Source organism: Nocardia sp. NPDC046473 (assembly GCF_040645995.1).
Lineage (GTDB): Bacteria > Actinomycetota > Actinomycetes > Mycobacteriales > Mycobacteriaceae > Nocardia.
Genome location: NZ_JBEYZJ010000003.1, coordinates 373,050 through 393,000 on the forward strand (window position 1 = coordinate 373,050; position 19,951 = coordinate 393,000).

The 19,951-nt window shown below is 67.9% G+C and carries 19 protein-coding genes; 9 read left to right on the forward strand and 10 right to left on the reverse strand.

All coding sequences use genetic code 11. The features are described 5' to 3' along the window. Positions 1-113: 113 nt before the first annotated feature. On the reverse strand, positions 114-1,043 hold the full coding sequence (locus ABZ942_RS11795) for a TauD/TfdA family dioxygenase (RefSeq protein ID WP_357380910.1): 930 nt from the start codon (positions 1,041-1,043) through the stop codon (positions 114-116). Positions 1,044-1,658: 615 nt separating this feature from the next. Beyond that, the gene (locus tag ABZ942_RS11800; protein ID WP_357380912.1) at positions 1,659-2,429 is read right to left on the reverse strand and encodes a deoxyribonuclease IV; all 771 of its coding nucleotides are present in this window, start codon (positions 2,427-2,429) and stop codon (positions 1,659-1,661) included. 129 nt (positions 2,430-2,558) lie between these two features. Between ABZ942_RS11800 and ABZ942_RS11805 the strand changes: the two genes are divergently transcribed. Both ABZ942_RS11805 and ABZ942_RS11810 read left to right on the forward strand, forming a co-directional pair. Continuing rightward, complete coding sequence (locus ABZ942_RS11805) at positions 2,559-4,208, forward strand: protein kinase (protein ID WP_357380914.1); 1,650 nt, start codon at positions 2,559-2,561, stop codon at positions 4,206-4,208. Next, positions 4,192-6,024: a serine/threonine-protein kinase gene (locus tag ABZ942_RS11810; RefSeq protein ID WP_357380916.1), complete on the forward strand. Its 1,833-nt coding sequence runs from the start codon at positions 4,192-4,194 to the stop codon at positions 6,022-6,024. Before ABZ942_RS11805 ends, ABZ942_RS11810 begins: the two co-directional genes overlap by 17 nt. A 30-nt stretch (positions 6,025-6,054) precedes the next feature. Here the strand turns inward: ABZ942_RS11810 and ABZ942_RS11815 are convergent, their stop codons facing one another. Both ABZ942_RS11815 and ABZ942_RS11820 read right to left on the reverse strand, forming a co-directional pair. Beyond that, on the reverse strand, positions 6,055-6,888 hold the full coding sequence (locus tag ABZ942_RS11815; protein ID WP_357380917.1) for a GNAT family N-acetyltransferase: 834 nt from the start codon (positions 6,886-6,888) through the stop codon (positions 6,055-6,057). 121 nt (positions 6,889-7,009) lie between these two features. Continuing rightward, on the reverse strand, positions 7,010-7,300 hold the full coding sequence (locus ABZ942_RS11820) for a hypothetical protein (protein WP_357380919.1): 291 nt from the start codon (positions 7,298-7,300) through the stop codon (positions 7,010-7,012). Between the two features lie 294 nt (positions 7,301-7,594). Between ABZ942_RS11820 and ABZ942_RS11825 the strand changes: the two genes are divergently transcribed. Further along, a complete protein-coding gene (locus ABZ942_RS11825; RefSeq protein WP_357380920.1) occupies positions 7,595-8,107 on the forward strand; it encodes a hypothetical protein in 513 nt (170 codons plus the stop codon). A gap of 38 nt (positions 8,108-8,145) precedes the next feature. Here ABZ942_RS11825 and ABZ942_RS11830 read toward each other — a convergent pair whose 3' ends face one another. Further along, a complete protein-coding gene (locus ABZ942_RS11830; RefSeq protein ID WP_357380922.1) occupies positions 8,146-9,273 on the reverse strand; it encodes an acyl-CoA dehydrogenase family protein in 1,128 nt (375 codons plus the stop codon). Positions 9,274-9,282: 9 nt separating this feature from the next. Further along, positions 9,283-10,455 (reverse strand): acyl-CoA dehydrogenase family protein, encoded by a 1,173-nt coding sequence (locus tag ABZ942_RS11835; RefSeq protein WP_357380924.1) that lies wholly within the window; start codon positions 10,453-10,455, stop codon positions 9,283-9,285. A 268-nt stretch (positions 10,456-10,723) separates the two neighbouring features. On the opposite strand from ABZ942_RS11835, the gene ABZ942_RS11840 reads away from it, so the two are divergent. Beyond that, entirely contained in the window at positions 10,724-11,617 is an 894-nt protein-coding gene (locus ABZ942_RS11840) for a hypothetical protein (protein WP_357380926.1), read from the forward strand. A 42-nt stretch (positions 11,618-11,659) separates the two neighbouring features. Here ABZ942_RS11840 and ABZ942_RS11845 read toward each other — a convergent pair whose 3' ends face one another. Further along, a complete protein-coding gene (locus ABZ942_RS11845) occupies positions 11,660-12,805 on the reverse strand; it encodes an epoxide hydrolase family protein (protein ID WP_357380928.1) in 1,146 nt (381 codons plus the stop codon). Between the two features lie 96 nt (positions 12,806-12,901). Between ABZ942_RS11845 and ABZ942_RS11850 the strand changes: the two genes are divergently transcribed. Continuing rightward, a complete protein-coding gene (locus ABZ942_RS11850) occupies positions 12,902-13,894 on the forward strand; it encodes a YafY family protein (protein ID WP_357380930.1) in 993 nt (330 codons plus the stop codon). Here the strand turns inward: ABZ942_RS11850 and ABZ942_RS11855 are convergent. Continuing rightward, entirely contained in the window at positions 13,879-14,805 is a 927-nt protein-coding gene (locus ABZ942_RS11855) for a hypothetical protein (RefSeq protein WP_357380932.1), read from the reverse strand. The two genes, ABZ942_RS11850 and ABZ942_RS11855, sit on opposite strands and share 16 nt — an antisense overlap. A 168-nt stretch (positions 14,806-14,973) precedes the next feature. On the opposite strand from ABZ942_RS11855, the gene ABZ942_RS11860 reads away from it, so the two are divergent. From ABZ942_RS11860 to ABZ942_RS11875, 4 genes are read left to right on the forward strand one after another with little or no spacing between them, the layout of a single operon-like run. After that, positions 14,974-15,699 (forward strand): alpha/beta hydrolase, encoded by a 726-nt coding sequence (locus ABZ942_RS11860; RefSeq protein WP_357380934.1) that lies wholly within the window; start codon positions 14,974-14,976, stop codon positions 15,697-15,699. A 38-nt stretch (positions 15,700-15,737) separates the two neighbouring features. Continuing rightward, entirely contained in the window at positions 15,738-16,178 is a 441-nt protein-coding gene (locus ABZ942_RS11865; RefSeq protein ID WP_357380936.1) for a hypothetical protein, read from the forward strand. Then, positions 16,171-17,505: a hypothetical protein gene (locus ABZ942_RS11870; RefSeq protein ID WP_357380937.1), complete on the forward strand. Its 1,335-nt coding sequence runs from the start codon at positions 16,171-16,173 to the stop codon at positions 17,503-17,505. The genes ABZ942_RS11865 and ABZ942_RS11870 overlap by 8 nt, the downstream gene beginning before the upstream one ends. Beyond that, positions 17,502-18,269, forward strand: coding sequence for an ESX secretion-associated protein EspG (locus ABZ942_RS11875; RefSeq protein ID WP_357380939.1), 768 nt, complete (start codon positions 17,502-17,504; stop codon positions 18,267-18,269). The genes ABZ942_RS11870 and ABZ942_RS11875 overlap by 4 nt, the downstream gene beginning before the upstream one ends. Positions 18,270-18,300: 31 nt before the next feature. Here ABZ942_RS11875 and ABZ942_RS11880 read toward each other — a convergent pair whose 3' ends face one another. Both ABZ942_RS11880 and ABZ942_RS11885 read right to left on the reverse strand, forming a co-directional pair. Then, on the reverse strand, positions 18,301-18,924 hold the full coding sequence (locus tag ABZ942_RS11880) for a phosphoribosyltransferase family protein (RefSeq protein WP_357380941.1): 624 nt from the start codon (positions 18,922-18,924) through the stop codon (positions 18,301-18,303). Positions 18,925-19,057: 133 nt separating this feature from the next. Beyond that, the gene (locus tag ABZ942_RS11885; RefSeq protein WP_357380943.1) at positions 19,058-19,906 is read right to left on the reverse strand and encodes a carbon-nitrogen hydrolase family protein; all 849 of its coding nucleotides are present in this window, start codon (positions 19,904-19,906) and stop codon (positions 19,058-19,060) included. Between the last annotated feature and the right edge of the window lie 45 nt (positions 19,907-19,951).

Genomic DNA, 19,951 nt, shown 5'->3' on the forward strand with positions numbered 1-19,951 from the left:
AGCGGCGGCGCACGACGACACCTCGCTGCCGCCGAACAAGATCGTGCGCCCCGGCAGCGGCGCACCATCGATAACCGTCAATTCGGCGAGCCGGTGCGCCGGGCGTCCCGCGCTCAGGACGCGAGCAGCTGCGTGTTTTCGACGATCGAGTAGTGCTCGGCATTGCCGGTGATGCTGGTGCTCGCGGTGCCGTCGACGCCGACCGGGATATCGCCGGCCAGGGTGATCCGGGTCAGCTTGCGCGGCTGGTCGTCGTAGTCGTCGATGGCGTAGTGCTGGGTCGCGCGGTTGTCCCAGATCGCGACATCGCCCGGCGCCCAGTTCCAGCGTGCGGTGTTCTCCAGCCGGGTCACCCGATCCTGGAACAGGCGGTACAGGGTCTGCGATTCGGTGGTGGACAGGCCGACGAAATGCTTCACGAAGTGACCGAGCAGCAGCGCCCGCTCGCCGGTCTCCGGGTGCACCCGAACCACCGGATGCTCGGTCTCGAAGGAGCTCGACTCGAACTCGGCACGGTAGGCCTGGGTATTCGGTCGCAGCGGTTCCACGTTGCGGGCCGCATAGTCGTACACGTTTGTGTGCACCGCACGCAGGTTCTCCGCCAGCACCTTCAGCGACGCGGGCAGCGACTCATAAGCGGCGACAGTGGAAGCCCAGGTGGTCGAGCCACCGTAGGTCGGCAGGTGCACCGCACGCAGGATCGACGCCTTCGGAATCCGGTCCACGAACGTGACATCGGTATGCCAGCTGTTCGCACGACCGTGCTCGGAGTCGATCGCCAAACTCTTGACCCCGTGCGAAGTTACCGTCGGATGCGGCGTAGTCGGACTCCCGAGCAACTGCGCGAACTCGTACTGCCCGTCCTCGTCCAGATGGTCCTGCCCACGAAAGAAGATCACCTTGTGCTCCAGCAGCGCACGCCGAATCGCATCGACAGTCCCCCCACCCAGATCCCCACCGAGCCGAACATTATCGACCCGAGCCCCGATCCGAGCACCGAGCTTGGTCACCAAGGCAGTGCCAGATGCGTGCGCGACCGTCATAAGATCACCTTCGCTATAGAACCGACAATCACACCCCGAGCACACCACCCAAACCCCCACCCCAACCAGGTTTTCCGTCGCCCTGATCCCAACCGCACCCCGCCGCAGATCTGCACTCTCTCTCGGGATTTGCACCGAGATCGTATAGCGCCCCTATGACTCGCCTCGATGCTCGCGTTGTGTGCCGTGCCCGGCTTTGGGCGCACGTCAGGTGCGCGGTGTCGCCCGCCGGGCGCTCCGAGTCGGTATTCCCCGAGATCTGCACTCTCACTCGGGATCTGCACTCGGAATAGGGCCCTAGAGTCGGTGCTGATCCCGAGAGAGAGTGCAGATCTTTGGCGGGGGTGGTGTTCCTCGCGCACATGCTTCACCCATCGCGCATCTGACGAGATGTTGACAGGTGTGTGACGGATAAAGGTGCGATGCGAACCATCAAGCTGCCGTACCCAACTCACCTGCAGGCGGGTGCGCAGCACCCGCCCTCTCCGCCTCCCGACAAAGGGTGCGCAGCACCCGCCCCCTCCGCCCCCTCACAAAGGGTGCGCAGCACCCACCCCACAACCCCGCCCACACAACACAACCTCCCCCTCCCCGGAAAGCCACCCGACAACCAACTCAGCCCATGTACTCCCGAAGATAAGCCAAATCATCGGCAACCCCCTCGGCCGGCGTCTCCAAAATGACCGGCGCCCCTGCGGTTTTGCAGACCTCGGCGAGCAGTTCGGGATCGATGGTGCCGTCCGAGAAGTTGGCGTGGCGGTCGGCGCCGGAGTTGAACTCGTCCCGCGAGGAGTTCAAGTGCACCAGGTCGATTCGGCCGGTGATCGCCTTGATGCGGTCGACTACACCGATCAGTTCTTCGCCGCCGGCCCACGCGTGGCAGGTGTCCAGGCAGAAGCCCGCGCCGAAATCGCCGACGGCGTCCCACAATCGGGAGATGGAGTCGAAATGCCGGGCCATCGCGTGGTTGCCGCCCGCGGTGTTCTCGATCAGGATCGGCACGGCGAAGCCGCCCTTGTCCTGCTGGCGTTCGAACAGCTTGCGCCAGTTGTCGATTCCGGTCTCCAGTTCGGCGTCGGAGCGGACGTGTCCGCCGTGCACGACCAAGCCGAACGCGCCGAGGTCGGCGGCGGCCTTGGCCTGCTGGGCGACCGCGTTGCGGGAGGGCATCCGCAGCCGATTGTTCAGGCTGGCCACATTGATCTGATAGGACGAGTGCACCACCACGTCGATCGGGCTTGCCACGATCTCCTCGGTCCGCGGGTGCGGGGTCGGCTTGTCCCAGCTCTGCGGATCGACGACGAACATCTGGATGACGTCGGCACCGAGTTTCTCACCGAAGCCGATCGGGTCGCCGTCGAGCCGGACGTGTGCTCCAATGCGCATAGGGGCCAGCTTAACGACCACCACCGACAGCAATCCAAGGATGCCGAACGGCGGTTGTTGCATCGTGTGGGCCCTGCGAGATACATCGGTAGTATCCGCGCGCTCGACCCGACAACGGGGGTGAACACCGTGTTGCAGACCGGCCAGGTCTTCGCTGGCTATGTCATCAAACGTGTCCTCGGCCATGGCGGCATGGGCACCGTTTACCTGGCCGAGCATCCACGACTGCCGCGGCTGACCGCGCTCAAACTGCTCAAACGCGAGCTGTACAGCGAGGTCGAGATCCGGCGCCGCTTCGAGCGGGAAGCCGATCTGGTCGCACAACTCGACCATCCCAATATCGTCACGGTGTACGACCGCGGCACCGAGGACCAGCAGCTGTGGATCTCCATGCAGTACGTGCCCGGCGCGGACGCCTCCTGCGCGGACGTGAACGTGCTCGAGCCGGGGCGGGCCGTGCAGATCATCAGCGATACCGCCATCGCGCTCGATTTCGCGCATGCCAACGAGGTGCTGCACCGCGACGTGAAACCGGCCAACATCCTGCTGGCCAAGGCGCCGATCGGGCAGCCGGAGCGGGTGCTGCTCACCGACTTCGGCATCGCGGGCGTGCGCGGCAGCGACACCACGCTCAGCTCGAAGGGGTCGATCACCGCGACGCTGGCGTTCGGCGCGCCGGAACAGTTGATGGGGCAGCCGCTGGACGATCGGGCCGATCAGTACTCGCTCGCGTGCACGTTGTTCTGGTTGCTGACCGGTGCGGCGCCCTATCCCGGCGTGAATCCGGCCGCGGTGGTCAACAGCCACTTGTTCGCGCCGGTGCCGACGCTCAGCCGGCTGCGCCCCGGCCTGCCGCCCACGCTGGACGGGGTACTGGCCCGCGCGATGGCCAAGACTCCCGCCGACCGGTTCGCCGACTGCGTGGAGTTCGCCGCCGCGGCCCGCCACGCACTCGCGGTCGGCAGATCGCGGCACCAAGCCGGGCCCGCGCACGGCGGATTCACCCCCAACGCACGGCCCGAGCCGGTTCCCCCCACGCGCACGTTCCCACCGGACCGTCCGCCCCACTCGACGACGCCGCCTGGGCGTCCGCCTCACTCGACGTACCCACCAGACCATCCGCACCGCTCAACGCCGCCACCAGACCGGTCGCCTCATTCGACGGGGGCATCGGACCATAGGCACGCCCCGACGGTGCCGCCAGACGGTCCGCACCGCCCGACGGTGCCGCCAGACGGTCCGCACCGCCCGACGGTGCCGCCGGGCCATTCGCCCCACTCAACGCCACCAGACCGGCCGCCTTACTCGACGAGCCCACCAGACCAGAGCGCGCCGCCCGACAGCCGAACACCCGCCGCCGCGGAGACCGGACCGACCCCGCGCGAAACAACCGCGCCCCCAACAACATCCGCACCACCGCCGTCGAGACCGGTACCACAGTCGAGACCCGTTCCGCCACCGGCCTTCCTGCCGCCGCGCCGGACGGTCCGGCGCGGCACCATCGAACTGCCGAACCTGCCCATGCGCCCCGGCTCAGCACCCCGACGGCAGCAGCCGCCGCCGGACGCGCGGCCTCCGCCGATAGCGGTTCGCTATCGAATGTCACTGGTATTACCCCGCTTTCGCTGGGTGGCCTTCGGTTCAGTGACTACTGCTATGGTTTCGATGTTTTCCGTGGTCCGGCCCGTGCCTGATCGCGCGTTCTTATGCTGTGCGCCTGTTCGTCGGTGGGTCCCGACGGGCGGCGGGAAGTGGAGCAGACATGCTGGCCAGCGGTGACGTTTTCGCCGGTTATGTCATCGAGCGGCAACTGGGTCGCGGTGGCATGGGTTCGGTCTACCTGGCGAAACATCCTCGGCTGCCGCGGATGACCGCGTTGAAGCTGCTGAACCGGGAGATGTTCTTCGACAAGGAGGTGCGGGCGCGGTTCGAACGGGAGGCGGATCTGGTCGCCCAGCTCGATCACCCGAACATCGTCACGGTCTACGACCGTGGGCTCGACGACGAACAGCTGTGGATCTCCATGCAGTACATCGACGGTATCGACGCCGCGTCGGTGCAACCGCAGGCGCTGCCACCCGAACGCGCCGTGCAGATCATCAAGGAAACCGCGGACGCCCTCGACTACGCGCACGGTATCGGCGTGCTGCATCGAGACGTGAAGCCCGCGAACATCCTGCTCGCCCGCTCCGGCAGCGGCCGCGGCGAGCGCGTCTACCTCACCGACTTCGGCATCGCCCGCTTCCGGGACGACACCGGCCATCTCACCCAGACCGGAACCTTCACCGCCACACTGGCTTACGCGTCGCCCGAACAGCTCACCGGCTCGTCGCTGGACCACCGCTCGGATCAGTATTCGCTGGCGTGCTCGCTGTTCTGGTTGTTCACCGGGACCGGCCCGTTCTCGGCGACCAACCCCGCGGCGGTGATCCAAGGTCATCTGCAGGGTGCGCCGCCCGCATTGAGCAGCCACCGCCAGGGCCTGCCGTACGCGCTGGACAGCGTGCTGGCCAAGGCGATGGCGAAGCGACCGGACGAGAGGTTCCCGAGCTGCGCCGACTTCGCAGCGGCCGCCCAGCATGCGCTCACCAATCCCAGCGCACCATCGATACCGGTGATCGGCGGCCCGCGGCCGTTCACCGCGCCGCCGACCCCGGTGAGCGGACCGCGCCCGACCACCGGACCGAGGCCGACCACAGGTCCCCGGCCGACCACCGGACCGCCCACCCCGACTTCCGGCGCGCCCTACCAGGGACCATACGGCCAGGGGCGACCACAGAGCGGGCCGAATTACCTTGCGGGACAATCCTTCCCGACGCCACCCCCGGCCACCCTGGTGGCCCAGCAGCACGGGGCCGGGCAGGCAGCACAGCCGACCAACCCGTACACGGGGCCGCAATCCGGGTACAACTCCGGGCCGCAATCCGGCTACAACAACTACACCCCGCCGCCACCCATGTCCCCGGTCAGTGTCGGCGGGCGACCGCCGAAGAAATCCCATGTCGGCCTGATCGTCGGCATCTGCCTTGCCGCCGTGGTGCTCATCCTGGTGACGCTCGCCATCATCGGCGCGGTCAGCGATTCCAGTTCGTCCTCGAACACCACGACAACCACCTCGGCCGGTGCCCGGCCCGGCACCGCCGTGCCCGCGACCGCGGACTCGATCAGCGCCGAATTCCCGCGCATGGTGCCCGCGACCAAGACCGAGCAGGTCGGCTACAACGGCGCCAAATGCTGGAATACCGACACAAGCTACACGCCGACGCCGAGCGATGGTGACCCGGAGTTCGGTGCCTGGGCCTGGCAGTGGCGCTGCTACGGCGGCGGCGACAACGCGGATCCGCTCTACCGCATCTATGTCTACAAGTCCGCCGCCGACGCCCAGTCGGTACTGAAGACGCTGCCGTCCAACAGCAAGTCGATGGACTCCAATGGCGGAAAGTCTTATACCAACTACAAATTCGATGCCAGCGGCCCGAAGATCGTCACTGTTTTCACAGGTGATCCGGACCGCGCCCAGTACCTGATGTTCACCGACGGCTCCGGTTCCATCGATCAGACCCTGCGCTGGTGGCGCTCGACCCCGCTGAACTGAGTTCGCACCGGCGGTGGAACACGAAGTCGGCTAACTGAATTCGTGGTGCACGAATTCGTGCGTCGGATGGAAGCCGATGGCCTGGTATATCTTGCCCGCGGTGCGGTTGGCCGTGTCGGCGAACAGGCAGACGTCCAGATTCTCGGCCCGTAGCACCTGCGCGATGTGGGCGGTGACGGCGCTGGCGTAGCCGTGGCCGCGCTGTTGGGGCGGGGTGTAGACGAGGCCGATGCGGGACCAGCCCTGGACCGGGATCTGGTGGGCGGCAAAACTTACCGGCCGCCCATCTCGCTCCCAGAACCAGATCATGCCTGCGGCGACCCGTTTGCCGATGGCCGCCTTGTCGAGCGCGATGGCGGGGATCCCGGCATCGTCGTGCATGGCCGCAGCCCATTCGAGGCACAGCGGCAGCTCCGATTCGGTTGCCCGGCGCGGCGTTCCGGGGACATCGGGGATGCGCAGTGCACCGAGGCGGTACAGCCGACTGGTGAAGGACGGCCGGAAACTGACGCCGAATCGGTCGCTCCAGCGTTGCGCGAACTCCGTCGCGTCGGCGACGACTCCTTCGACGCCGGTGCTTTCCGGCACCACCTCCGCCAGCGCGTCGGCCACCGCGCCCACGCTGCCCTCGGGCAGCTCACCGAGATACACGTCCCAGCGTTGCGCCCGCATGGCGACGCCGACCACGGTGGCATCGTCGGCGTATACCGCTAGGAACTGTGCGGCTCGGTCGGGGGTCTGGATGCCCGTGACCTGATTCGCGATGCTCGTGGTGATCACGGTATGCCGCAGCGGATCACGGAGCAGGAACGACTCGGTGCGCGAGCGGAACTCGGCCGCATCCGTGGTGATCTCGATCCTCATGATCATCCACGGTAGGCGGCGAAACCGTTGCGCGCCCGAATTTTTCGGTGACCGGCCACGATCGCTCGGCGACCGACCGACCGGTAGTCAGGTGCGGTCGTGGCGTCAGTTGGGTTCGGCGTCAATCTGTTTCGTTGCCGCCGCTGCCACCTGTGCGGAGTTTGAGCAGGATCAACCCTGCGGTGCACGCGAGAATCAGTCCGGCGACGGTGATTTCGACGTGTAAGCCGGCGATGCCGAGGACAGCCCCGACGATGCCACCGACGAAGAAAAGCCAGGCGAATGTCCGCGAAACGATCGTGGACAGCGAGCGCGCTGACTTGTTCGACACGAGATGCTGCGTAGTAGCCGACACCGCATCCTTGGCGGCTGCGGACGACTCCCGCTGCGACGCTGTCGAGTAAGCTCCCATCATCTACTCCTCGATGACGCCGATCAGAGAACCAATGCCGCGTTCATCACACAACGCTTCTCTCATCTGGGTACAGGCGTCTCACGCGTAACTTTGCTCACACGCTACGACTATGCCCGGCCGTATGACAGCGACACGTGCCCACGACACGCCGAAGAGATCAATTCGATATCTGAATTGAGAGTGTTTAAAACGATACGCTTCGGCGCACCGTCGGCGACCGTTTCGTCTGGCCGCGTGGACCGCGCTCGAGTAAGGTGATGCCGACTCGAACCGCAGCAGGAGTGATCACCGATGGAGAGCACCAGGACCAAGATCGCAGGTCCGGCGATCGCCGCAGGGGCGATCTCCGTCGGGCTCGTCCTCATCGGCGCCTGCGGAATCGGCAAGCAGGACACCTACGTCGCGCCCCCGCCGTTGCAGTCGGACCCCAACGTGGCACCCGTCGCGCACGAGGGATCCAGCGCGACGATGCCGAAGGTGGCGATTCCCCCGTCGCCGACCTGGCAGATCGCGCCCTACCAGGCGCCGCATGCGACGCCGTTCACCGGATTCAGCACCACGACATCCGGCGAGACGCCGCCACCGGAAGAGGCGCCGGGCGCCCTGCCGAACGGGAACGTGCCGCACGAGCGCCCCTCCGAGGACGCCCGGCCCACCACGTCCGAGCCGACGACCACGACCGAAGCCCCCACGACGCGGCCGACCACCACCCGGCCGACGACAACGCGGCCGCGACCGACCACGACGACTCCGGACGAACCGACAACGCATCCGTACGGCAGCCAGTCGACCGACGACGAGTGACTTGCGGTGGTGCGCCTATCGCACACCACCGCAAGGGTTTACAGCTCGGGCAGCCCGTACTCGCCGACCTTCGCGCTGAGCACCCGCAGGTGCTCGAGCCCGCCGCCGAACGTGCGCTCGATCGCGGTCAGCCTGGCCACGTAGTGACTGACCGGATACTCCGCGGTCACGCCGATGCCGCCGTGCATCTGGATGGCTTCCTGACCGATGTGCCGCGCCGAGCGACCGACCTGGAGCCGGGCCCGCGACGCGACCTGGGGGTCGATCGCGTCGTCGGCGACCGCAGCGGTGGCGTAGAGACTCATGCTGCGCGCCAGTTCCAGCGAGACGTACATGTCGGCCGCCCGATGCGTGAGCGCCTGGAACTTCGACAGGGTGACCCCGAACTGCTTGCGCTGCTTCAGATAATCGGTGGTCAACCGCAGCGCCTCCGCCATCGCACCGACGGATTCCGCGCACAGGCTCGCCTGCGCCTGCACCAGCGCCGACTGGATCGCTTCGGCCGCATCGACACCGCCGCTGAGCAGTTCGGCGGTGGCCTGCTCGAATTCGAGCTGCGCGCCGCGCTGTCCGTCCACCGTGCGGTAGGACCTGCGGGTCACCCCCGTGGCCTCGGCCGCGACCAGGAACAGCCCGGTGCCGCCGCCGGGCAGCTGCGCGCTGACCACCAACTCGTCGGCGCAGTCGCCGTGCATGACCGGGTTCTTGACGCCGGTCAGCGCGTATGAATCACCTTGCGGCACAGCAGTGCTGGCGAGTTCGGCGGACGGCCAGCGCATGCCGGGTTCGCCGTGCGCGAAGGCGAGCAGCTTGCTACCCGCCGCCACCTCGGGCAGCACCCGCTGCCGCTGTTCGGCGCTGCCCGCGAGGGCGATCAGCGCGCCGGGCAGCAGCACCGCGTCCAGGATCGGCTCCGGCGCCAGCCTGCGCCCCACCTCCTGCAGCACGACCATCGTCTCCACCGGGCCGGCGCCGACGCCGCCGTCCTCCTCGGTGAAAGTCAGTCCGAGCACACCGAGTTCGGCGAGCTGCTGCCACACCTCGCGGCTCCAGCCGAGTTCGGTGTCGGTGACCTTCAGCCTGGTCTCGGGGTCGTAGTTGCGGGCGAGCAGGTCACGTACCGTGTCCCGCAGCATTTCCTGTTCATCGGTGAGATCGAAATCCATGGCGGCGCCTCACAATCCGAGGATCGTGGAGGCGATGATGGTGCGCTGCACCTCGCTGGAGCCTCCGTAGATGGTTGTCTTGCGGTAGTTCAGGTAGCTCGGGCCGCTGCGCTGCGCCCAACCGGGCGAGGCGATCTCACCGGCGCCGACCGGCAGCATGTCCGGGCCCGCGATGTCGACCAGCAGCTCGGTGGCGGCCTGCTGCAGCTCCGAGCCGCGCAGCTTCAGCACCGAGGACGCCGGATTCGGCTTACCGTCCGAGGAATTCGAGACCACGCGCAGCTGGGTGAGTTCCAGCGCGAGCAACTCGTTCTCCAGTTCGGCGACCCGCGCCGCGAACAGCGGATCGGTAAGCAGCGTGCCGTCACCCGACTTCGTCTGCGCCGCATATTCTTTCGCAATGCCGAGCTTCACCTTGGTGCGGCCGACGCCGGTGATGCCGGTGCGCTCGTTGCCGAGCAAGAACTTGGCGTAGGTCCAGCCCATGTTCTCCTCGCCGACCAGTTGATCGGCCGGGACGCGGACGTTCTCGAAGAACACCTCGTTCACCTCGTAGCCGCCGTCGATCAGCTTGATCGGGCGGATGGTGACGCCGGGCGATTTCACGTCGAACAGCAGGAACGAGATGCCCGCCTGCTTCTTCGCCGCGGTCGGGTCGGTGCGCACCAGGCAGAAGATCCAGTCCGCGTACTGGGCCAGCGTGGTCCAGATCTTCTGGCCGTTGACGATGTAGGAGTCGCCGTCGCGGACCGCGGTGGTGCGCAGCGAGGCCAGGTCCGAGCCCGCGTCGGGCTCGGAAAAGCCTTGGCACCACCAGATGTCGAGCGCGGCGGTGGGCGGCAGGAAGCGCTGCTTGAGCTCCTGCGAGCCGAAGTGCGCGATCACCGGGCCGACCATCTGCGCGTTGAACGTCAGCGGGTCCGGCACCGAGGCGAGCTGCATCTCGTCCTGCCAGATGTGGCGCTGCAGCGGAGTCCAGTCCTTGCCACCCCACTCGACCGGCCAGTTCGGCACCGCGAGGCCGTTGTCGTTCAGCGCCTTGTGCGAGCGGACGATGTCGTCGCGGGACAGCTCCTGGCCATACTTGAACCGCTCACGGATCTCGGCGGGGATCTCGGTCCGGTAGATGTTTCGCAGTTCGTCGCGGAACGCGACTTCGTCTGGGGACAGGCTTATTTTCATACGCAGCTCCGTCTGTGTCTCGTAACGTCCGAGTCCAAACTACTCCGCGGTAATCCTCACTCCGCGTATACCTGCAAATGTGTCCCACTCCGGCCCTTCATATGTGGACCCAGTGAACAGGCTCGATATGTGATCTCAGCGAACAGACTCGCCGGTGTGTCTCCCAAACCTGGCCAAGTCTGCGCTACCTGGGCGGTATTCCGGACGAACTGGTACGTTGCTGCACGTGGGTTGGGGACCCCGAGACTTTGCGTATCGAGGAGTTCGAGTGAACGGCAGGACCATCGCACGCGCCGCATCGGCCGTGACAGCTCTCGGCATCGGCGCGGCGCTGACCATCGGTGGTACGGCTACCGCCGATCCGGAACCGTCGCCGCTGGACACCGGGCTGGCCCACCTCACCGAAACCGCAGGCCCCGACCCGACCGTGCAGGCGGGTGTCGGCGCGCTGACCGAGTACACCAAGCTCGCCGACGTGGCCGGACTGCGCCACGTCACCAGCGCCTTCACTCCGTTCGCCTACGCCGCACCCACTTTCGGCTGCGGCAGCATCGGGCCGGTCACCACCATCATCGCCGCCGCGACCACCGACGGGGTCGGCAACAGCCAGGACCTCAATGTCGCGCCGGGCACCCTGCGCTTCAGCGCGACGCCCGCGCACACCGGCACGCCGCTGGCCTCGGGCCTCGTCGTGGCCTGGGTCAACATCAACAACGGCGCCAGCGGGATCGACCCGCTCGACGACATCACCGAGTACGGCCTGCCGTCGCTGTCCAAGACGGTGAACAGCGGGCCCGGCACGGTGATCGCCTCGATGTGGGGCATCATCGACTACCCGTTCGCGCACTGCTTGATGACGCCGACCGTCGGCACCTTCATGGTGCCGGACCAGCCGGTGATCCAGCCGAAGCCGTCGAACACGAACGCTCCGGGACTGGTCACACCGGGACCCAACGGGACCGAGATCGGCCCGGAGCCCGCGCCGACCGTCGAGCAGCAGCCCGCGCCTGCGCCCGCTGCTCCGGCACCGGCCCCCGCGCCCGCTCCCCCGGCACCCGAGGCCGCTCCCGCACCGGCACCGCCCGCTCCGCCGACGCCGACCACCCCGAGCGCGCCTGCCGGTGCGGCGGTGCACGGCGAGTTCAGCAAGCCTGCCAACTGACCCGACGGCACCGCCACGGGTGACGGTGCCGCACAGTCCGATTCAACTGACCTTCGCGAAGAAGGCGCGGATGTCGGCGACGTGCATCTCCGGAAGTTCCATCGGGACGAAGTGATTGCCGGTGTTGCCCTCCGGCCAGTGCGCGATGTCGTTGTCGCGCTGGGCAAGTCGCAGCATCAGCGCGGAACCGCCGCCGTAAACGCCGGTCGGCACCAGCTTTTGCCCCTTGGGCCAGGCAAAACCGTTGTCGCCGAGGCCGTTGTACATCGGCCAGGATGAGCTGGCCGCCGTATTGGTGAACCAGTACAGGCTGATGTTCGTGAGCAGGTGATCTCGGTCGATGACGTCCTCGGCCCGGTCGGCGAGCGGCGCGAATTCGTTGAACTTGTGTATCAGCCAGCCGAGCAGGCCGACCGGCGAGTCGGTCCAGGCATGCGCGAAGGTCTGCGGCGCGGCGTGCAACAGGACGTGGTGGTTCACACCGGTCATCCACTTCTGCATCAGATCCCATTCGGCGCGCTCGTCCGGGTTCATGGTCGGCACGTCGGCCGCGGTCGGCATGCCGATGCCGCCGTCGATGTGCACGCCGATCACCCGATCCGGCGCCGCGATCGCCAGCTCGGGCGCGACGTAGGCGCCGAGATCGCCGCCCTGGGCCCCGAATCGCCGGTAGCCGAGCCGAGTCATCAGCTCGAGCCACATCCCGGCCACCCGGCCCGGCGTCATCCCCACTTCGTGCGGTCCCTCCGAGAACGCGAAGCCGGGCACCGACGGCACCACGACATGGAAGGCCTGCGCCGGGTCGAGGCCGTGCTTACGCGGATCGCTGAGCAGGCCAATGGTTTTGCTGAATTCGACGAAGGTGTTCGGCCAGCCGTGGGTCAGGATCAGCGGCACCGCGTCCGGCTCGGGCGAGCGCACGTGCACGAAATGCACGTCGAGGCCGTCGATTTCGGTGCTGAACTGCGGAAACTCGTTCAATGCGGCTTCCTGTGCGCGCCAGTCGAATTCGGTCCGCCAGTAGTCGGCGAGCTCTTGCAGGTAAGCGACCGGTACGCCGCGGTCCCGACCCGAACCGGGCAGCTGCGCCGACCAGCGGGTGCGGCGCAACCGGTCGTTCAGGTCGTCCAGGTCGGCCTGCGCGATGTCGATGCGGAACGGGCGAATTGCGGTGCGATTGTCGGTCATCGGTGCTGCTCCTTGCGGTTGTTCTGGCGATCTGTGCACCACGTTAGGAGTGATCTAGGACCAGCTATGTCCTAGTTTTCTGGAATCCTCGAATTCATGAACGACACACCCGCTCGGTTGCTGCGCCTGCTGTCGCTGTTGCAGACCCCGCGCGAATGGCCGGGCAGCGAACTGGCCGAACGGCTCGGTGTCACCGATCGCACGGTACGCCGCGATATCGACCGGCTGCGTGAGCTGGGCTATCCGGTGGACGCGACGATGGGCGCGGCGGGCGGCTATCGCCTGGTGGCCGGGTCGGCGCTGCCGCCGCTGCTGGTCGAGGACGACGAGGCGGTCGCCATCGCGGTGGGTCTACGGGCCGCCGCGGGATATGCGGTCGCGGGCATCGAGGAGGCGTCGGTGCGCGCGCTCACCAAGCTGGAGCAAGTGCTGCCGACGAAGCTGCGCCGCAGGGTGCGCGTGCTCGGCACCGCGCTGGCGCTGCCCACCGACACCGGTCCGCTGGTGGATCCGGAGGTGCTGACGGCGCTGGCCGCTGCCGTAACCAACAGGGAGCGTGTGCGTTTCACGTATCGCGATGGCGGTGGCGCGGAATCGCGACGACATGCCGAACCGGCCGGACTCGTTCCATCGCGGCATCGCTGGTACCTCGTCGGCTTCGACGTCGATCGCAATGACTGGCGCATCTACCGGGTCGATCGCATCGAGCGACCACAGCCGACCGCCGCCCGGTTCAGGCCGCGCGAACTACCCGCCGCCGATCCCGCCGCATATGTGGCCGGGCACCGAACCAACTGGGGCACGCCGACTTTCCGCCTCTCGGTCACCATTCACGCGCCCGCGAGACGGATCACCGGTCGACTGGGCGACGAACCGGGCGACGTCATCGCAATCGACGAGAACACCTGTCGCCTCGACACCCACCGCGACGACTCCCCGGAATGGTTGGCGCACCGGCTGATTGCCCTCGGCGTCGATTTCGAGGTGCACGAACCGCCGGAGCTGTTCCGACAGCTGCGCACGGTGGCCGCGCGCATCGACCGCGCTATCGGCGGCCCGCTTCCAGCTGACGCTCAGCGCGGCAACTGAATTCGCAGGACCGCACCGTTCTCGGTACCCGCGATCAGCTGATCGGGCTGCCCCGGCATGGCGACGACCGAGGTCAACGGCTCACCGCTCAGCACGGCGCAGGCAGCGCCGGTAGCCGGATCGACGCGGACGAGTTGGCCGAAAACTGTGGTCACATAAAGGATTCCGGACGAATCGACGAGGAGATCATCGGTGAAGTCCGGAATACCGGGCAACGGTGAAGCGATGTCCGCGACAACAGAGGCGGCGCCGGGAGCATCGATCGGGACGCGCAGAATCCGGCCGAGCGGGCCGCCGTTGGAGGTGACGTAGAGCACGCGGTCGCGCACGACGACACCGTTCGCACTTCCCTTGGGAGCCTGGTCGGTCCACGCCGTGTCGATGGTGCCGTCCGGGCGGACCCGGATCACGCCGGACAACGACGCACCGAGGTAGAGGTTGCCGTCCGCGTCGAACGCGGCGCCGTTGGGCATGGTTCGCACCCCGGAGACGAAGACCTCGGGCTTCGGGTCGGCCGCTGTCGGGTCGAAACGGACCACGCCGCCGGGACTGACCAGGCTGGTCGGCGTGTCCCCGTAGACGACATAGAGCAAGCCATCCGGGCCACTGCGCACGGCACCGGGGAAGTCGACCGGAACGGTCGCGGTCAGCGCACCGGAACGGTCATAGCGCTGCACCACATTGCGGTACACCCGCGAGACCCACAGGTTGCCGGCGACGTCGTAACCGACGTTCTCCGACCAGTCGAGCATCGGTACTCCGGCGGGTACCGCGGTCGCGGCGAGCGCGGGCGCGCATGCGGCGACCGGCTGCGCGGCGAGCGGGTCCGCGGTGGCGGCCGGCGCGGTGCACGCCAAGGCGATCAGGGCGGCGGGCCACAGCACGGAGCCTGGGCGACGGAGTCTTCTCAACGGGCACCTCGGTCTCTGCAAGCCGGTAGAGCAATCGGCTGGGAGTCTAGCCACCTGAACAGAAGAGGTCCGTTCTCACACCGTGCCTGGCCGGGGCGAAGACGCGCGACGGCGGCCGGATACATCGTGAAGTCCCATGAGCGACAAAATCTTTGGCAAGATCAGGGGATGCCATTTTTCGACGGCGAGCGCGGCCGGATGCATTATCGGCGGTGGCCGATCGAAAACAGCGTTGCGACAATACTGCTGCTGCCCGGAATAGGTCAGCACAGCGGCCACTACCACCGATTCGCCAGGACGCTGAAGGCCGCGGGCATCGAAACGTGGGCGCTCGACACCTCGGGACAGGGACTCAGCGAGGGCGATCACGGCAACCCCGGCACGCTGGTGGAGTTGGTGGCGGACGCGGCGCGGCTGTTCGACCTCGTGCGCGCCACGGCGCCGGCACCGCCGCTGGTCCTGATGGGCCATTCGCTCGGCGCGGTCACTGTGCTCGGTCTATTCGGCGCCGCGGAGCCGGAAAGAGGCGCGGCGGCCGCGGATACCAGCGCTTTGGAGCGCGCCTACCCGCTGCGGCCCGCCGTTGCGGCCGACGCGGTGCGCGGCCTGGTGCTGTCCGGAGTGTCGAAGCGGGCGCTCGGTGGGGGCACGCCCGGCGCGCTGGGAACACCGCTGCCGCGCAACCTTCCGATCCTCGCGGTGCACGGCGTCGAGGATCGGCGAGCGCCGATTGATGCGGTCAGGGTATGGACTCAGCGCCACGAATCGGTAGATTTACGCGAGTACGCCGATGCCGGGCATGATCTGCTGCACGAGCCGGTGCACGCGCGAGTCGCTGCCGACATCGCGGACTGGATGCAGGGTGTCGTCGTGGGGTTGGCACGGCGCCCGTGAGCTGAGCCTCGCTCAGAGATGAGGAAGGGGGACGTCAGGTGCCATCTAACGAGAACGCCAATGGGGTCGCAAGCCCGGATCTGTCGGAATTCACGGCGCCCGGTGTCAGTGCCGCGGGGCTACACACCGCGGTCAACGACGGCGAGCTGTGGATCGACCGCGTGCTCGTCGCGAGCGGGGTGCACGAACGATGCGCGCGCCGCTACGAGCAACTGGCCAATCAGATCGAGGATCAGATCCGGTCGCTCAACGCGGCCTCCTCGCTGCCCGGGTTCGGCGGGTTCGCCTCCGGCGACGCGCTGCGCGCCGGCTTCGAGACGAAGGCGCACGCAGCGCTCACCCGATTGTGGGAATACGCCGAAGCCGCCAGGGAACTCGCGCTGACCTTCCGGGCCGCCGGCGCGGCCTACCATCGCGCCGACCATGTGCTCGCCTCGGCCGTCGGCCGACTCGACGCGGAGGGAGCAGCCCATGCGTAAGTTGCCGCACACGCCCGAGCGCACGCTCAGCAGGCGCAACGACCCGCCGTACGCGCCGACCGTCGAGGTCTTCGACAACCTCACCCATCAGGAGATCCACGAGAAGGTTCAGCTGATGAAGCCCGCCGTGCTCACCGGCGGGCAGCAGGCCTGGGGTGCCGCAGCGGCCGGGCTGGCCGACGCGGTCTCGCAGGCGCACATCGAGATTCGCGCGGCCATCGCCGATGGCTGGCGCGGCAGTGCGGCCCAACGCGCTGCCGAAGCCGTACAGGGATTCGAGCAGACCGGGCAGGACCTCGCCGACGTGCTGGCCGTCGTCTCGCAGCGGTTAGGTCAGGCGGGCGACGCGGCGGAGGCCTTGCGGGCCGCGGTGTCCGCGCCGTCCGGGAAGACACCCGATCTGGGTGCGGCGCTGCTAGATCCGACGCAGGCCACCAGCAATGTCGCCGACCAGAAGACGACCGAGCACACGCGTCAGGACATCGTGCGCTCGATGAACGACATCTACACCGGCGTGTTCATCCCGACCGGCACCGACGTGCCCGCATTCCTGGACGAGCAGTTCGGTGACGCGCCGACCACGCCGAGCGGTGCACCGGTCAGCAAGGTGACCGGGTCCGGCGTCGATGCGGGAACTCCTGTCGCGCAACAGGTTCCACTGAACACCTCGTCACTCGCGGCGCAACCCGCCGACGCACCGGCCGCGGAGGCGCCGGTCGAGGAGCAGGTCGCGTCCGAACAGCAGCAAGACGAAACCACACCGGCAGCGACGGTTGCCGCCGCCAGTGGAGCTACCGATGCGGGCGCGGGAAGTCCCGCCGCACCTGCCGCACCCCGAGTCACAGCGGCCGCAACGGATACGCCGCTGTCCTTGGCACCGGCCGCGACCAGGCTGCACACCGCGCCCGCCGCCACTGCGGCTGCGACACCGAGCACCACCGCCGCGTCGGCTCAACAGGTCGTTGTCCCGACCACACCGGGCACTGCGAGCTCGAACGCCGACGAGCCGCGCAAGCGCGACGAGCGACGCGGCAGTAGTAGTAACAGCAGCAGCGACGCGGTCAGTGGTCTCGGCGCGGGCGCGATGGGCGGCCTGATGGGTGGGGCGATGGTCGCGGGTGACGCACCCCGCCAAGGATCCAGCGTCGCCGCGAACGCCGCCAACGCGAGCGCACGCGCCGCGCGCTTCGACGAGGAGGACGAGGACGACTTCCACTTCGATGACCTCCCGACCTATCTCGAACCGTCCGACGACAACGGCGAGCTGATCGGCGCCATCGATCCGACCACGCCGCCGGTGCTCGGCGAGTGGACCGAGCTGGAGTGAATTGGACGCTGACGCCGGACCAGTTCGCGCTGGCCTGGGCGCGCACCGACGGCGACCGGATTCCGTATCCGCTGGCCGTCCGTTTGTCCGCGCGCGACACCGCTGAGCGCGACACCCAACTACCGGCATTGCAGAGTTGGTGCGATCGGGTGCTCGACGCCGACCTAGAAGCGGCGCTTCGCGTGCTCGGCGCGCCGGAACTGCGGATCGAGGTGTTCGGCGAACGCGACGGCGCGCCGGGCTCGGACGCGGTCCGGCCGGTGCGGGTGCTCGGCGCCGCGGCGGGCAATGTCGCGGTGGTGGCCGCGCAGCGACCCGGCGCGACCGCGGACCGCGGCGGTGATATCCGGCTGTTCGTCGGCAGTGTGAAAAGCCTGACCGCCCGGGTCGTTTCGATGCTGCCGGAGCGGACGCCGGGCACCACGCCACGACTGACCGCGCCGCTGACCCGGGTCGGCGAGGACAGCCGCGACCTGGTCACCGTTCCGGTCGCGGGGCCGACGGTGCCAAGCCGCATCCGCAGAATGCTGCGGCAGCCGCGTGACGGCATCGGTCAGATCGTGGTGTCCGCCAGGCGCGGCGAGGGTGAACTGCGTCCGTTCGGGGTGCTCTGCTGGATCGATGTGGTCGACGACGGTCGCTACTCGGTGCGCACCGGCACCGACGTCGACATCGTTCCGGTAACCGCGCACGGTTTCATCGCCCAGCTGCGCCCGATGGTCACCGCGGCCGAACGGGCCAGCGCCTACGCCGACCGCTGGTGAAATTCACCAGCAGAAGTCGTGCGTGGCGAGGTCAAGCGAGGAGGGTGGTCACTTCTTCGTCAGCTAGTTGGTGGAAGTCCTCGTAGGCGGTGCCGACGCCGCCGAGAGTTCGCGGGACCAGCGGGCACACAACCTGATCCGCTTCCGCAGCGACTCTGCGCAAGGCCTCCGCCGAAGAGACCGGGATGGCCACCACGATCTGGGCAGGCTGATGCAGGCGGGCGACGCGGCAGGCGACCAGCACGGTCGCGCCGGTTGCCATACCGTCGTCGACGATCACCACGGTGCGCCCGTCCAACGGAATCGGTTTCGCCTCGCCGCGCCACACCGTCCGGCGCCGATCCAGTTCCACCCGCTCGCTGTCCTCGATCGCGGTGAACTCCTGCGCGGTTATCCCGATGTGTGACAACACATCCGAGTTGAGCACCCGCACCCCGTCCTCGCCGATGGCACCCATCGCCAACTCCGGCTGCCACGGCACACCGAGCTTGCGGACCAGCAGGATGTCGAGGTCACCACCGATGATCTCGCGCACCCCGGCGGCCACCGGAACCCCGCCGCGCGGCAGACCGAGCAGCAACGGATATGCCGCGCGCAAGTCCTCCAGATGCGTAGCGAGCGCGCGACCGGCCGATGTCCGATCTGTGTAGATCATCCAGCAAAACGCTACGCCCACCCGCCGCCCGACCACCGCCGCTTCGCGATACTGCGGCCGATCCGTCGCCACTCAGCGGATCACTGAGCGATACTGCACCGCCCCGACCAGCAGCCCGCCTCGCGAAACCGAGTCAGTTCCGCTGGGCGATCGCGAATCGCCGTAACTCGAGGCTCGGATTAGTAGTACGGACCTCGGCCAGATGGACAAGGTCGATGCCGGCGGTCAACACGCCCGCTTCGTCGCCGAGTTCGGCGAGCACCGCACCGGTCGGATCGATGATCATCGACGCGCCCGCACCGCGTGGCGCGGCCTGATCGGCAGCGGCAACGTAAACGGTGTTCTCGATGGCCCGGGCACGCAGCAACGTCGTCCACTGATCGACCTTGGCCGGACCGGGTATCCACTGGGCGGGCAGCACCAGCACCTGGGCGCCCGCGGTGGCCACCCGGCGGATGCCTTCCGGGAAGCGCAGATCGAAACAGGTCTGCAAGCCGAATGTCACGTCCGCCACACCGAAGACGGCCGGCGCCTCGATCGCGCCCGGCTCGACCACCTCCGATTCGACGAAGCCGAAGGCGTCGTAGAGGTGCACCTTCCGATACTTCGTGACGAGCGTTCCGTCGGGCCCGAGCACCACGAGCGTGTTGCGGATCCGGCTACCGCCCGGCGCCACCTGCTCCACCATTCCGGCGACCAGATGCACGCCGAATTCGCGGGCGATCTCACCGAGTCCGGTGACGAACGGCCCGGTCAGCGGTTCGGCGACGGCCACGACACGCTCATCGAGCCGAGTGACGGCAAACATCGAGTATTCCGGCGCGACCACCACTCGCGCGCCCCGATCGCGGGCCGCGCGCACGTGCTCGCGCAGTGCGGAAAGGTTGGCCGAGGGATCGGTGCCGGGGGCGAACTGGACGACCGCCACGTCCAGCTGGTTCGGGCCTGGGGTCTGATTCGTTTCGGAGCTATCCAGTTGCATACGTCTCACCGTATTGGGGCGGTGGCCGGGCAGGCCAGCACGAGG

Coding starts and splice junctions, on each gene's coding strand:
- ABZ942_RS11880 (WP_357380941.1), bottom strand. CDS start 18,924: ATGATCTACACAGATCGGACATCGGCCGGTCGCGCGCTCGCTACGCAT.
- ABZ942_RS11820 (WP_357380919.1), bottom strand. CDS start 7,300: ATGGGAGCTTACTCGACAGCGTCGCAGCGGGAGTCGTCCGCAGCCGCC.
- ABZ942_RS11860 (WP_357380934.1), top strand. CDS start 14,974: ATGCCATTTTTCGACGGCGAGCGCGGCCGGATGCATTATCGGCGGTGG.
- ABZ942_RS11810 (WP_357380916.1), top strand. CDS start 4,192: ATGCTGGCCAGCGGTGACGTTTTCGCCGGTTATGTCATCGAGCGGCAA.
- ABZ942_RS11870 (WP_357380937.1), top strand. CDS start 16,171: ATGCGTAAGTTGCCGCACACGCCCGAGCGCACGCTCAGCAGGCGCAAC.
- ABZ942_RS11835 (WP_357380924.1), bottom strand. CDS start 10,455: ATGAAAATAAGCCTGTCCCCAGACGAAGTCGCGTTCCGCGACGAACTG.
- ABZ942_RS11825 (WP_357380920.1), top strand. CDS start 7,595: ATGGAGAGCACCAGGACCAAGATCGCAGGTCCGGCGATCGCCGCAGGG.
- ABZ942_RS11830 (WP_357380922.1), bottom strand. CDS start 9,273: ATGGATTTCGATCTCACCGATGAACAGGAAATGCTGCGGGACACGGTA.
- ABZ942_RS11815 (WP_357380917.1), bottom strand. CDS start 6,888: ATGAGGATCGAGATCACCACGGATGCGGCCGAGTTCCGCTCGCGCACC.
- ABZ942_RS11795 (WP_357380910.1), bottom strand. CDS start 1,043: ATGACGGTCGCGCACGCATCTGGCACTGCCTTGGTGACCAAGCTCGGT.
- ABZ942_RS11885 (WP_357380943.1), bottom strand. CDS start 19,906: ATGCAACTGGATAGCTCCGAAACGAATCAGACCCCAGGCCCGAACCAG.
- ABZ942_RS11800 (WP_357380912.1), bottom strand. CDS start 2,429: ATGCGCATTGGAGCACACGTCCGGCTCGACGGCGACCCGATCGGCTTC.
- ABZ942_RS11850 (WP_357380930.1), top strand. CDS start 12,902: ATGAACGACACACCCGCTCGGTTGCTGCGCCTGCTGTCGCTGTTGCAG.
- ABZ942_RS11845 (WP_357380928.1), bottom strand. CDS start 12,805: ATGACCGACAATCGCACCGCAATTCGCCCGTTCCGCATCGACATCGCG.